Source organism: Streptomyces sp. WP-1, from assembly GCF_030450125.1.
Taxonomy (GTDB): domain Bacteria; phylum Actinomycetota; class Actinomycetes; order Streptomycetales; family Streptomycetaceae; genus Streptomyces; species Streptomyces incarnatus.
In genome coordinates, this window is the sequence record NZ_CP123923.1 from 2621010 (window position 1) to 2634749 (window position 13740).

Annotated in this window: 8 protein-coding genes; 1 reads left to right on the top strand and 7 read right to left on the bottom strand. The window is 71.5% G+C overall.

Annotated features, from left to right (window positions below; all coding sequences use genetic code 11):
• Window positions 1-147 precede the first annotated feature (147 nt).
• Window positions 148-1779, bottom strand: coding sequence for an L-glutamate gamma-semialdehyde dehydrogenase (gene pruA / locus QHG49_RS11055; RefSeq protein ID WP_301489149.1), 1632 nt, complete (start codon window positions 1777-1779; stop codon window positions 148-150).
• Between the two features lie 38 nt (window positions 1780-1817).
• Window positions 1818-2744, bottom strand: a complete 927-nt coding sequence (locus tag QHG49_RS11060; RefSeq protein WP_159705276.1) for a proline dehydrogenase family protein — start codon at window positions 2742-2744, stop codon at window positions 1818-1820.
• Window positions 2745-2909: 165 nt separating this feature from the next.
• On the opposite strand from QHG49_RS11060, the gene QHG49_RS11065 reads away from it, so the two are divergent.
• Window positions 2910-4337 (top strand): CdaR family transcriptional regulator, encoded by a 1428-nt coding sequence (locus tag QHG49_RS11065; RefSeq protein WP_301489152.1) that lies wholly within the window; start codon window positions 2910-2912, stop codon window positions 4335-4337.
• Window positions 4338-4498: 161 nt separating this feature from the next.
• Here QHG49_RS11065 and serA read toward each other — a convergent pair whose 3' ends face one another.
• The 5 genes from serA to QHG49_RS11090 form a co-directional block, all read right to left on the bottom strand.
• Complete coding sequence (gene serA / locus QHG49_RS11070) at window positions 4499-6088, bottom strand: phosphoglycerate dehydrogenase (protein ID WP_145485656.1); 1590 nt, start codon at window positions 6086-6088, stop codon at window positions 4499-4501.
• Between the two features lie 249 nt (window positions 6089-6337).
• Window positions 6338-7336, bottom strand: coding sequence for a ketol-acid reductoisomerase (gene ilvC / locus QHG49_RS11075; protein WP_159705273.1), 999 nt, complete (start codon window positions 7334-7336; stop codon window positions 6338-6340).
• Window positions 7337-7467: 131 nt separating this feature from the next.
• Window positions 7468-7992, bottom strand: coding sequence for an acetolactate synthase small subunit (gene ilvN / locus QHG49_RS11080; protein WP_037657258.1), 525 nt, complete (start codon window positions 7990-7992; stop codon window positions 7468-7470).
• A gap of 22 nt (window positions 7993-8014) precedes the next feature.
• Window positions 8015-9880: an acetolactate synthase large subunit gene (locus QHG49_RS11085; protein WP_159705270.1), complete on the bottom strand. Its 1866-nt coding sequence runs from the start codon at window positions 9878-9880 to the stop codon at window positions 8015-8017.
• A 243-nt stretch (window positions 9881-10123) separates the two neighbouring features.
• Window positions 10124-13489, bottom strand: a complete 3366-nt coding sequence (locus QHG49_RS11090; protein ID WP_301489155.1) for an EAL domain-containing protein — start codon at window positions 13487-13489, stop codon at window positions 10124-10126.
• Window positions 13490-13740: the final 251 nt, after the last annotated feature.

Sequence of the window (13740 nt, forward strand, 5' to 3'; positions counted from 1 at the left end):
CCCGGGGAACAGAACACGCCTGCCTACTGACGCGCTGCCAGCGTAGCAGCACGCATTTGCCCCGAAACGCGCCGGAAATGGGAAACGGGCCGGGAAGCCTGCTTGGGGGTCAGGCTTCCCGGCCCGTCGTTCGGGTCGGGCCGGGGGTCAGCCCATGTGCGGGTACGTGTAGTCGGTCGGCGGGACCAGGGTCTCCTTGATGGCGCGGGTCAGGGTCCAGCGCATCAGGTTCTGGGGGGCACCGGCCTTGTCGTTGGTGCCGGAGGAGCGGCCGCCGCCGAAGGGCTGCTGGCCGACCACGGCGCCGGTCGACTTGTCGTTGATGTAGAAGTTGCCCGCGGCGAAGCGGAGCTTCTCCATCGTGTACGCGGCCGCGGCGCGGTCGCCCGCGATGACCGAGCCGGTGAGGGCGTAGTCCGAGACCGACTCCATCTGGGTCAGCATCTCGTCGTACTTCTCGTCCTCGTAGACGTACACCGCGAGCACCGGGCCGAAGTACTCGGTCGTGAAGACCTCGTTCTCCGGGTCGGAGCACTCGATGACGGTCGGGCGCACGAAGTAGCCGACCGAGTCGTCGTACGTGCCGCCCGCGACGATCGTGCAGGCCGGGTCCGCCTCGGCGCGGTCGATCGCGGCCTTGTTCTTGGCGAAGGAGCGGTCGTCGATGACGGCGCCCATGAAGTGGGACAGGTCCGTCACATCACCCATGGTGAGGTGGTCGACCTCGGCCGCGAACTCCTCCTTGAAACCGGCGTTCCAGATGGAGGCCGGGATGTACGCGCGGGAGGTGGCGCTGCACTTCTGGCCCTGGTACTCGAAGGCACCGCGGGTCAGGGCGGTCTTCAGGATCGCGCGGTCGGCGCTCGGGTGGGCGACCAGGAAGTCCTTGCCGCCGGTCTCGCCGACCAGACGCGGGTACGAGCGGTACTTCTCGATGTTGTTGCCGACCGTCTTCCACAGGTACTGGAAGGTCCTGGTCGAACCGGTGAAGTGGATGCCCGCCAGGTCGCGGTGCTCCAGGGCGACCTTGGAGACCTCGATACCGTCGCCGGTGACGAGGTTGATGACGCCCTTGGGCAGACCGGCCTCCTCCAGCAGCTGCATGAGCAGCACGGCGGCGTGCGTCTGGGTCGGGGACGGCTTCCAGACCACCACGTTGCCCATCAGGGCCGGGGCGGTGGGCAGGTTCGCCGCGATCGCCGAGAAGTTGAACGGCGTGATCGCGTAGACGAAGCCCTCCAGCGGGCGGTGGTCCATGCGGTTCCACACGCCCGGGGAGTTCGCCGGGGGCTGCTCGGCGAGGATGCCGCGGGCGTAGTGCACATTGAAGCGCCAGAAGTCGACCAGCTCACAGGGGCTGTCGATCTCCGCCTGCTGGGCCGTCTTGGACTGGCCGAGCATGGTGGAGGCGGCGATCGTCTCGCGCCACGGGCCGGACAGCAGCTCGGCGGCGCGCAGGATGATCGCGGCGCGGTCGTCGAAGGCCATCGCACGCCAGGCCGGGGCGGCGGCCAGGGCCGCGTCGATGGCGTCCTGGGCGTCCTGCTGGGTGGCGTGGCGGCCGGTGCCGAGGACGGCCTTGTGGTTGTGCGGCTGCACGACCTCGAACGGCTCGCCGCCGCCGAGGCGCTTCTCGCCGCCGATGGTCATCGGCAGCTCGACCGGGTTCTCGGCCAGCTCCTTGAGCTTGGCCTCCAGGCGGGCGCGCTCGGGCGAGCCGGGGGCATAGCCGTGCACCGGCTCGTTGACGGGGGTGGGGACCTGGGTCACAGCGTCCATGAGATCCGAACTCCTTGTACGTGAGCGGGTGGGTGGGCTCAGCCCTTGCTGACCATGCTCCTCAGGAAGAAGCGCAGGTTCGCCGGCTTCTCCGCCAGACGGCGCATGAAGTAGCCGTACCAGTCGGTGCCGTACGCCGTGTAGACGCGCATCCGGTGGCCCTCCGCGGCCAGCCGCAGGTGCTCGTCGCCGCGGATGCCGTACAGCATCTGGAACTCGTACTCGTCGAGCTTACGACCGGCCTTGTGGGCGAGCTCCTGCGCGATGGAGATCAGGCGCGGGTCGTGGGACCCGATCATCGGGTAGCCCTCGCCGTCCATCAGCGTCTTCAGGATGCGCACGTAGGCCTTGTCGATCTCGTGCTTCTGCTGGTAGGCGACCTCGGCGGGCTCCTTGTAGGCGCCCTTGACCAGGCGGACCCGGCTGCCGGCGTCGGCGAGCCGCTTGGCGTCGGCCTCGGTGCGGAACAGGTACGCCTGGATGACACAGCCCGTCTGCGGATGGTCCTTCCGCAGCTCCTCGTGGATGGCGAACATCGAGTCGAGGGTGGTGTGGTCCTCGGCGTCCAGCGTCACGGTCGTACCGATCGCGGCGGCGGCCTCGACGACGGGGCGGACGTTGGCGAGCGCCAGCTCGTGGCCGCCCTCCAGCGCCTGGCCGAACATGGACAGCTTGACCGACATCTCGACCTTCTCGCCGAGCTCCAGCTCCTTGAGGTGGTCGATCAACGCGAGGTAGGCGTCACGGGCGTGGGCGGCCTGCTCGGCGGTGGTGATGTCCTCGCCGACGACGTCCATCGTCAGCTGAAGACCCTGGCCCGTCAGGTCCTTGATGATCGGGACGATGTCGGACACCGTCTCACCCGGGATGAAGCGGTCGACGACCTGCTTGGTCACGGGGGCCGCCGAGATCAGGCGACGCATCCGGTCGCTGCGCGACGCGGCGAGAATCACGGGACCCAGCACGGGGCACCTCCACAGACAAGCACCAGAAGAGGCCATCACCCGACGATTCGGGTACGGCACGGAGAACCACCGTGAAACCTACGGATCCCTCTGATCGTCGGCCACGGACAGCTGTCACGCATCCGTGCCCGGGATCTCAGACATCTGTATGAAGATGGCTGGAAAATGCGGGAGAATGCCCGGGTGGCGGCGGATTACAAGGGCGATTACCAGGAACTGGTGGACGAGATCTCGGAGCTGCTGGGCGCGCCCGCGACCCTGGAGAACCGCGACTTCGAGCTGCTCGCCTTCGGCGCGTACGACAGCGACGACGAGCTGGACGCCTCGGCCCTCGACCCGGTCCGCACCCGCTCGATCCTGACCCGGCGCTCCACGGCGGGCGTGCGCACCTGGTTCGAGGGCTTCGGCATCACCCGCGCCACCGGCCCGGTCCGTATCCCGCCGAGCCCCGAGGCCGGTGTCTACCGCGGCCGGATCTGTCTGCCGGTGCGCCACCGGGGCGTCGTCGTCGGCTATGTCTGGCTCCTGGAGGGCGAGTCCGGGCCGGCCGACGCCCAGCTCGACGCCGCGATGCGGGTGGCCGGCCGGATCGGCGCGCTGCTGGCGGACGAGGCGGAGGCCGGGGCGGGCCTGAGCCGGGAACTGCGGGCGGTCCTCACGGCGGAGGGCGGCTGGCAGCGGGACATGGCGGTGGCCGATCTGCGCACCGCGCTCGGGCCCCGCGCGGACGGCCCCCACACCCTGATCTGTGTGGCCCCCTGGCCCTCCGCCGACCCGGGCGACGCACCCTCCGCCCGTTCCGTCCCGCACGCGGCGGCGCTGTGCACGATCCCCTGGGGGGCCACGGGCCAGAGCCTCGCGGTGCTGGTCCGGCTCCGCTCCCCGGCCGTGGACGCGCCCGCGCTGGCGGCGGCGGGCCGGGTGCTGGAGGAGGCGGAGGGCGCCTGGGGGGCTCTCCGGGTGCCTGGGGGTTCGGGGGCAACGGCGCAGGGGGGCCCGGCACCGGGTCGTTCCGGCACCGGGACGCGGGGCGCCGCGGGCAACGGGGCCGGGGGAACGTCGGGCAAGGAGACGCGCGGGCCGGTGCCACGGGGAGCCGGGGCCGCGGTGGCGGCGGCCGTCGCCGCGGGGGTCGCCGGGGCGGGCCGGTACCCGGGCGGCCTCGGGGCGGCCGGGTACGGCGGGCCCGCGGCCGGGATCGGGGACCCCCGCATCGGACTGGCCGAGCTGGGCGCGGTCTGGCAGGAGGCACGCGCCGCGGCACAGGCCGCGCTGGCCGAACGGCACCTCGGGCCGGTCGCGCAGTGGCGGGGCATCGGGCCCTACCGCCTGCTGACCGCGCTCCCCCCGGAATCCGCGCAGGACCCGGCCGCCGGCCCCCTGCTCTCCCCCGCCCACCGCGAGCTGGCCCGCACCGCCGAGGTCTATCTCGACTGCGCGGGCCAGGCGGGCCGTACGGCGTCCGAGCTGGGCGTCCACCGCCAGACCCTCTACTACCGGCTCAACCGCGTGGAACAGCTGACGGGCCTCGACCTGGACGACGGCGAGGACCGGCTGCTGCTGCACATGGCACTCAAGAGGGCGCGGCTGTAGGGGCACGGCGAAAAAGTTCCGGTTGTCCCCAACTGCGGCCAGGGGTAAGCCCCTTCGCCATGCCTCCCTCTTCTTCCGGTGTGCCGGGGCGGCTCCAGGGACGGCGGAAGGCCGGGCGCGCCGAGGAGGTCCTCGGTGCGCCCGGCCTTCTTCGAGCCGGGTCAGACCAGGTTGACCGAGCGGGCCGACGCGGCGCCGATCTCGGCGGCGACCTCGGCCAGCACGTTCGGCGTCACCGTGTCGTCCACCGTGAGGACGGCCAGCGCCTCGCCGCCCACCGCGGCACGGGCGACCTGCATGCCGGCGATGTTCAGACCGGCCTCGCCGAGGATGCGGCCGACGGTGCCGACGACACCGGGACGGTCCTCGTAGCGCAGGACCAGCATGTGGTCGGCGAGGGCGAGGTCGACGTCGTACTCCCCGACCGCGACGATCTTCTGGATGTGCTTGGGGCCGGCCAGGGTGCCGGAGACCGACACCTCCTCGCCGGTGCCCAGCGTGCCGCGCACGGTCACCACATTGCGGTGCTCGCTGGCCTCGGAGCTGGTGGTGAGGCGGACCTCGACACCGCGCTCCTGGGCGAACAGCGGCGCGTTCACATACGACACCGTCTCGTCCACGACGTCCTCGAACACGCCCTTGAGCGCGGAGAGTTCGAGCACCTTCACGTCGTGCTGGGTGATCTCGCCGTAGACCTCGACGTCCAGCCGCACGGCCACCTCACCGGCGAGCGCGGTGAAGATGCGGCCGAGGCGCTCGGCCAGCGGCAGGCCCGGCTTGACGTCCTCGGCGATGACCCCGCCCTGCACATTGACCGCGTCCGGGACCAGTTCGCCGGCGAGGGCGAGGCGCACCGACCGGGCGACCGCGATGCCCGCCTTCTCCTGCGCCTCGTCCGTGGAGGCGCCCAGGTGGGGGGTGCACACGACCTGGTCCAGCTCGAACAGCGGGGAGTCGGTGCACGGCTCCTTGGCGTACACGTCGAGGCCGGCGCCGGCGACGCGGCCCTCCTTCAGCGCCGCGTACAGCGCCGCCTCGTCCACGATGCCGCCGCGCGCGGCGTTGACGACGCGCACGCTCGGCTTGACCTTGCGCAGCGCCTCGTCACCGATGAGACCGAGGGTCTCGGGGGTCTTCGGCAGGTGGACGGTGATGAAGTCGGAGACCTCCAGAAGCTCGTCCAGGGACAGCACCTTGACGCCCATCTGGGCGGCGCGCGCCGGCTGCACGTACGGGTCGTAGGCGACGACCTTCATGCCGAAGGCGGACATGCGCTGCGCGACCAGGGCGCCGATGCGGCCGAGGCCGACGACGCCGAGGGTCTTCTCGGCCAGCTCGACGCCCGTGTACTTGCTGCGCTTCCACTCGCCGTTCTTCAGCGCCGCGTTCGCCTGCGGGATGTTGCGGGCGGTGGACAGCAGCAGACCGCAGGCCAGCTCGGCCGCGGTCACGATGTTGGAGGTCGGGGCGTTGACGACCATCACGCCGGCCTTGGTGGCGGCGGACACGTCCACGTTGTCCAGGCCGACGCCCGCGCGGGCGACGACCTTGAGCTTCTTGGCCGCGGCCACGGCCTCGGCGTCGACCTTGGTGGCGGAACGGATCAGGATCGCGTCGACGTCGGCGATGGCGGGCAGCAGCTCGGCCCGGTCGGCTCCGTTGCAGTGCCGGATCTCGAAGTCCGGGCCCAGGGCGTCGACGGTCGCGGGCGAAAGCTCTTCGGCGATGAGTACGACGGGTTTCGAGCTCACGTGGGTCCTCACAAGTCCAATGCGGACGGCCGTCCCGACGGCCGCTGGCGGAGGGGTGCTAGCCGCGTGGAAGACGCACGACGCTGTGGGCCTGACGCGTATGTTGTGCAGCAGTCTAGTGGCGCCGTGCTCTTCGTTTTGCGCCGCTGCGGAAGGATCACCCGGACGGGGAACTCCACTGTGGAGTACTGTCGGAGATCGTGGCGAATGGGGGCCGGAGCAGCATGCCCCGGCCCCCTGACGTGAGGCTTACGCCTCCTCGTTCACCCAGCTCATCAGCTGGCGCAGCTGCTTGCCGGTGGTCTCCAGCAGGTGCTCGGAGTCCTGCTTCTTGTACTCGTTGTACTTCTTCAGGCCGCCGTGGTACTCGTCCATCCAGTTCTTGGCGAAGGTGCCGTCCTGGATCTCGGAGAGGACCTTCTTCATCTCCGCCTTGGTGGCGTCGGTGATGATGCGCGGGCCGGTGACGTAGTCGCCCCACTCGGCGGTCTCGGAGATGGACCAGCGCATCTTCTCCAGGCCGCCCTCGTACATGAGGTCCACGATCAGCTTCAGCTCGTGCAGGCACTCGAAGTAGGCGATCTCCGGCTGGTAGCCGGCCTCGGTCAGGGTCTCGAAGCCCGCCTTGACCAGAGCGGCCGTGCCACCGCACAGGACGGCCTGCTCGCCGAAGAGGTCGGTCTCGGTCTCCTCGGTGAAGGTCGTCTTGATGACGCCGGCGCGGGTGCCGCCGATGCCCTTGGCGTACGACAGGGCCAGCGCGAAGGCGTTGCCGGAGGCGTCCTGCTCGACGGCGGCGATGCAGGGCACGCCGCGGCCCTCCTCGTACTGGCGGCGGACCAGGTGGCCCGGACCCTTGGGGGCGACCATGCAGACGTCCACGCCGGCCGGGGGCTTGATGAAGCCGAAGCGGATGTTGAAGCCATGGCCGAAGAACAGCGCGTCGCCGTCCTTCAGGTTGGCCGCGATGGACTCCTCGTAGACCTGGGCCTGGATCGGGTCCGGGACCAGGATCATGATGACGTCGGCCTCGGCCGCGGCCTCGGCCGGGGTGACCACGCGCAGGCCCTGCTCCTCGGCCTTGACCTTGGACGTGGAGCCCTCGTGCAGGCCGACCCGGACGTCCACACCGGAGTCGCGCAGCGACAGGGCGTGCGCGTGACCCTGGCTGCCGTAACCGATGACCGCGACCTTGCGGTTCTGGATGATGGACAGGTCGGCGTCAGCGTCGTAGAACAGCTCGGCCACTTTGGGTTCTCTCCCTATGTGTGCAGGTGGTGCGTCCCACCGTATGACGGTGGGCGGTGAGGTGGTTCGGGGGTCTCGGCATACGGGCGAGCGGTGCCGGACCGGCCGCCCGTACGCGTGCGTGCCGGGTGTTACGCGGAGCGGTCCAGGGCGCGCAGCGAGCGGTCCGTGATCGAACGGGCGCCGCGGCCGATGGCGATGGTGCCGGACTGGACCAGTTCCTTGATGCCGAACGGCTCCAGCATCTTGAGCATGGCGGACAGCTTCTCGCCGGAGCCGGTGGCCTCGATGGTCACGGCCTCCGGGGAGACGTCCACGGTCTTGGCGCGGAACAGCTGGACGATCTCCACGATCTGGGAGCGGGTCTCGTTGTCGGCGCGGACCTTCACCAGAACGAGTTCGCGCTGGACCGCCTGATGGGGTTCCAACTCGACGATCTTCAGCACCTCGACGAGCTTGTTGAGCTGCTTGGTCACCTGCTCCAGCGGCAGTTCCTCGACACCGACCACGATGGTGATCCGGGAGATGTCGGGGTGTTCGGTGACGCCCACCGCGAGCGAGTCGATGTTGAAGCCGCGGCGGGAGAACAGGGCGGCGATGCGGGCCAGGATGCCCGGCTTGTTCTCCACCAGGACGGAGAGCGTGTGCTTGGACATGGTCTTTTTACGTCTCTCTCGCTCAGTCGTCTTCGCTGTCGCCGAAGTCGGGGCGGACGTCCCGGGCGGCCATGATCTCGTCGTTCGAGGTGCCGGCGGCGACCATCGGCCACACCATGGCGTCCTGGTGGACGATGAAGTCCACGACCACCGGACGGTCGTTGATGGAGTTGGCCTCCTCGATGACCTTGTCCAGGTCCTCGGGGCGCTCGCAGCGCAGCCCCACGCAGCCCATCGCCTCGGCCAGCTTCACGAAGTCCGGCACCCGCGTGCCCCGGGCCTCGGGGTTGACGTCGTCGGGACCGCTGTGCAGGACGGTGTTGGAGTAGCGCTGGTTGTAGAACAGGGTCTGCCACTGGCGGACCATCCCGAGCGCGCCGTTGTTGATGACGGCGACCTTGATGGGGATGTTGTTCAGGGCGCAGGTGGTCAGTTCCTGGTTGGTCATCTGGAAGCAGCCGTCGCCGTCGATCGCCCAGACCGTCCGCTCGGGCCGGCCGGCCTTGGCGCCCATGGCGGCCGGGACCGAGTAGCCCATGGTGCCGGCGCCGCCGGAGTTCAGCCAGGTGGCGGGCTGCTCGTACTGGATGAAGTGCGCGGACCACATCTGGTGCTGGCCGACGCCCGCCGCGAAGATGGTGCCCTCGGGGGCGAGCTGTCCGACGCGCTCGATGACGGCCTGCGGGGACAGCGAGCCGTCCTCGGGCCGGTCGTAGCCGAGCGGGTAGGTCTCGCGCCACCGGTCGAGGTCCTGCCACCAGGCCGCGTATCCCGTCCGGGCGGCCTCGCCCTGGTTGCCCTCGCTGTGCTCCTTCTGCACGGCCTGGACCAGGTCGGCGATGACCTCGCGGGCGTCGCCCACGATCGGCACGTCCGCCTCGCGGTTCTTGCCGATCTCGGCCGGGTCGATGTCGGCGTGCACGATCTTGGCGTACGGCGCGAAGCTGTCCAGCTTGCCGGTGACGCGGTCGTCGAAGCGGGCTCCGAGGGCGACGATCAGGTCGGCCTTCTGCAGCGCGGTGACGGCGGTGACCGCACCGTGCATGCCCGGCATTCCCACGTGCAGGGGGTGGCTGTCGGGGAACGCGCCGAGCGCCATCAGGGTGGTGGTGACGGGCGCCCTGGTGAGTTCGGCGAGGACCTTCAGCTCGGCGGTGGCCTTGGCCTTCAGGACGCCGCCGCCGACATAGAGGACCGGCCGCTTGGCGGCCGTGATCAGCTTGGCGGCCTCGCGGATCTGCTTGGCGTGCGGTTTGGTGACCGGGCGGTAGCCGGGCAGGTCCATGACCGGCGGCCAGGAGAAGGTGGTCCTCGCCTGGAGGGCGTCCTTGGCGATGTCGACCAGCACCGGGCCGGGGCGCCCGGTGGAGGCGATGTGGAAGGCCTGCGCGATGACCTGCGGGATGTCCTCGGCCTTGGTCACCAGGAAGTTGTGCTTGGTGATCGGCATGGTGATGCCGACGATGTCCGCCTCCTGGAAGGCGTCCGTGCCGATCGACTTCGACGACACCTGGCCGGTGATGGCGACCATCGGAACCGAGTCCATGTGGGCGTCGGCGATCGGGGTGACCAGGTTGGTGGCGCCCGGCCCGCTCGTCGCCATGCAGACGCCGACCTTGCCGGTGGCCTGCGCGTATCCCTCGGCCGCGTGGCCCGCGCCCTGCTCGTGGCGGACCAGGACGTGGCGCACTCGGGTGGAGTCCATCAGCGGGTCGTACGCCGGCAGGATCGCGCCGCCGGGAATTCCGAACACCGTGTCCGCCCCGACCTCCTCGAGGGAGCGGATGAGGGACTGCGCGCCCGTGACGTGCTCGACGGGGGCGGAGTGCTGTCCGCCGGATCGGGGCCGGGGCTGCGGATGATGGGCCCCGGTGGCCTGCTCGGTCATCGGCTTCTCTTCTCGATGCTGAGGGTTTTTGCGAGGTTCGGGCGGAGTTCGTCGGTCGTACGAGGGTCGCTCGTGCAACAAAAAACCCCTCGTGCCGTGAGGCAAGCGAGGGGAGCGCGCCGGTGAGGGTCGCTGGGGATTCCGGATCGCATTCCGGTGGGTCCCAGCTCAGCCGACGCGCTGTCCAAGTACGAGAATTCGGGTGCGCATGGCACTGACCCTCCCCCCGGGGCGCACCACGTGTCAAGTGGGTGGGACGGGCGTCTCAGAATGTGAGCGAAGGGCACTGCCGCCTCCGAAAACAGCGGGTACTCCTCCGGTGTACACCCCCGCGGCACCCCGCCGCCCCTGGGTTTCCCTTACTCGGCCCGCGAACGCCGGTTCGGCCGGCAGATGGGGTCCGGTCGACAGGTGCGGACCGGCCGGGGCGTGGGGTGCGCCCGAGGCGTGCGATCCGGCCACCGCGTGCGCTCCGGTCCCGGGGTGCGGCACCGGGCAGGACCCGGCGCCGAGCGCCCGGCGCAGCCGGTACTCGTCCAGCGGACCGGAGAACGCGGCGCCGATGCCGTGGGTGCAGCCCATCGCGCGCAGCGCCACCGCCTGCTCGGGCAGGTCCACGCCCTCGGCGACGGACTGGATCCCGAGATCGCCCGCGATCCGCAGCAGCCCGCTGGTGATCTTGTGCAGCCGCGCGGACTCCACCACGCCCTCGACCAGAGCGCGGTCGAGCTTGAGGATGTCCACGGGCAGCCGCCGCAGCGCGGTGATCGCCGCGCTGCCGCCGCCGAAGCCGTCCAGCGCGATGCGCACCCCGAGCCGGCTCAGCGCGGCCAGCCGCCGCTCCAGCTCGTCCAGACCGAGCCCGGGGTCGGTGTCGGACAGCTCGATGATCAGCGCCCCGGGCGGCAGCCCGTACCGGGTCAGCAGCGCCTCCACGGAGCCGGGCGGCAGCGAGCGGTCCAGCAGCCGCCGCGCGCTCATCCGCACCGCCACCGGTACGACGAGTCCGCTCGCGGCCCGCTCGGCGGCCCCCGCCACGGCCTCCTGGAGGATCCAGCGGTCCAGCTCGGCCGTCTTGTCGCCGTCCTCGGCCACCCGCAGGAACTCGGCCGGGGTGAACAGCACCCCCTGCGAGGAGCGCCAGCGGGCCTGCGCCGAGACCGCCGTGATCCGGCCGTCCTCCAGGCACACCACGGGCTGGTGCAGCAGCGCGAACTCCCCGTCGTGCAGCGCGGCGCGCAGCCGGGTGGCCAGTTCCGCCTTGCGTACGACGTCCTGCTGCATCTGCGGCTTGTACAGCTCGACCCGGCCCTTGCCGGCCGACTTCGCGCGGTACATCGCGAGGTCGGCGTTGCGCAGCAGCTCGCCCGCGCCGAGGCCGGGTTCGGCGAAGGCGACGCCGATGGAGGCATTGACCCGGACATCGTTGCCGTCGATCGCGTAGGGCTGGGAGAGGGTCATCCTGAGGCGGTCGGCCAGCTCCAGGATGTTGCGCTCCCGGGCGGCGCGGTCATGGGTGCCGTCCCCGACGATCAGGGCCGCGAACTCGTCGCCGCCGAGCCGGGAGGCGGTGTCGCCCTGGCGGACCGCGTCCTGGAGTCTTCGGGCGGCCTGGACGAGGAGTTCGTCGCCGGCCTGGTGCCCGATGGTGTCGTTGACGGCCTTGAAGCCGTCGAGGTCGATGAAGAGGACCGCGGTGCCGCGCAGGGCGGCGCCCCGGTCGGTGGCCCGGCGGCCGGACAGGGCCTGCTGGACGCGCCGGGTGAACAGTGCGCGGTTGGGCAGGTCGGTCAGCGGGTCGTGCTCCGCGTTGTGCTGCAACTGCGCCTGGAGGCGCACGCGTTCGGTGACGTCCCGGCTGTTGAAGATCAGGCCGCCGTGGTGCCGGTTGACCGTGGACTCCACGTTCAGCCAGCCGCTCCCGCCGCCGGAGCGGAAGCGGCACTCGATGCGGGTGGTGGGCTCCGTCAGCGGGCTGGCGGCCAGGAAGCGGCGCACCTCGTGCACCACGCCGCCGAGGTCCTCGGGGTGGATCAGGGCGGCCAGCTCGGTGCCCACCAGGTCCTCGGCGGGACGGCCGTAGACCCCGGCGGCGGCCGGGGAGACGTAGCGCAGGATGCCGTTGGGCGCGGCGATCATGATGACGTCGCTGGAGCCCTGCACCAGGGAGCGGAAGTGGTTCTCCTTCTGCGCCAGTTCCTGGGTGAGGGTGATGTTGTCCAGCAGCATGATGCCCTGGCGGATCACGAGGGCGAGCACCACGCAGCCCGCGGTGATCAGCACGACGTGGTCGGGCCTGCGGCCGTTCAGGACGTTGTACAGGATGCCCAGGGTGCACACCGCGGCGGCGAGGTACGGGGTGAGCGCGCCGAGCGAGCCGGTGATCGGGCGGCCGGCCGGGTAGCGGACGAGGTCGGCGCCGCCCTGGAGAGCGGGGTCGGCGGGGGCGGGCGCCGGGTGCGGCCCGTGCCCGGCGCCCGCGAACGGGCCGTCCCCGGTGTCCTCGCGGTGGCCCGGTTCCGTGTCCGGGTACGAGCCGTGCCCCGCGCCTTGGCGCTCGTCGTACTCGCCGTACTCGCCGCGCCCGGAACCCGCGTGCGCGTCGTGCCCGGAGCCGGCGTCCTGCCCGGAGCCCGCGTCCCGGCTGTGCTCGGCGGCCGGGCCGGGCGCGGAGGGCGACCAGTGGTCGGCGGCGCGCGGCGCGGGCAGCTGCCCGAGGTCCGCGCGGGTGCGCCCGTCCGCCGCCGGCGCCGACGGCGCGCTCCCGGGCCGGGGTGTGGCCCAGGGGGCGTAGGCGAGCAGCAGCGAACCGGCGAACCAGCCCGCGTCCAGCAGCTGCCCGGAGCGGTAACTGTTGTGCAGCAGCGGTGAGGTGAACAGCGCGTCGCACATCACGGTCAGGGCGAGCGCGCCGATCGCGGTGTTCACGGCGGTGCGGTTGCCGGGCGCGCGCCGGAAGTGCAGCGCGAGCACCATGCTGACCAGCGCGATGTCCAGCAGCGGGTACGCCAGCGAGAGCGCGGTGTGCGCCACGCTCGGCCCGTCGAACCGGGCGGCCTGGGCGAGCGCGAGGCTCCACGACAGGGTGAGCAGCGAGCCGCCGATCAGCCAGGCGTCCAGGCCCAGGCAGATCCAGCCGGCCCGGGTCACCGGGCGGCTGGCGAGCACCAGCAGGCCCACGATCGCGGGCGGCGCGAAGCACAGGAAGAACAGATCGGCGTACGACGGGCTGGGCACGGGACGGCCGAGTACGACCTCGTACCAGCCCCAGACGGCGTTGCCCAGGGAGGCCATGGCCGAGGAGAGGCCGAACAGCAGCCAGGCCGGGCGGTAGCGCACCCGGGTCGCGCGGGCGTACAGGAAGCAGGAGACGGCGGCGACGCCGGCCGCGGCGCTGAGCCCGAAGTCACCCATGACCAGCGCGATCTCGTCCGTGCCCCAGTCGAACGCGGCGCCGACGGCGTACGTCGCGCAGACGAGGGCGAGGACGAGCTGTTCGGAGGCGCGGGTGCGCCTGACGCGGACCCGTCCGCGCGCCGGCGGGTCCTGGTGCGGGTGCGGCGCGCGCACCTCTGCGTGGACGGTGGTGGTCGGCGTGGGCGCGCTCACCGGGGCCTCCCGGCGGGTGAGGCGCTCGCGTCCCGCCGCACCCGGCGGACCGGGTGTGCGTGCCTGCGGGGGCCGGCCGGCCGACGCGGGTGGTGGCTGTGGTGAGCGGTGTGATGGCCGCGTCTGCCCGCGGCCGTGCGCCAGGGCCGCCGTCGGCGGCTCCACCGCGTCGGATCGTTCGTCCATAGGCCGTGCATCGCCCGTCGCCCCCCTCACAAGATCTGAAATGTCATCCCCGGCGCCGATGTAGG

What these genes read in the sequence shown, in the direction of transcription:
- pruA (WP_301489149.1), bottom strand. Translation starts at nt 1,779, where the DNA reads ATGGACGCTGTGACCCAGGTCCCCACCCCCGTCAACGAGCCGGTGCAC.
- QHG49_RS11065 (WP_301489152.1), top strand. Translation starts at nt 2,910, where the DNA reads ATGCGGGAGAATGCCCGGGTGGCGGCGGATTACAAGGGCGATTACCAG.
- ilvN (WP_037657258.1), bottom strand. Translation starts at nt 7,992, where the DNA reads ATGTCCAAGCACACGCTCTCCGTCCTGGTGGAGAACAAGCCGGGCATC.
- QHG49_RS11085 (WP_159705270.1), bottom strand. Translation starts at nt 9,880, where the DNA reads ATGACCGAGCAGGCCACCGGGGCCCATCATCCGCAGCCCCGGCCCCGA.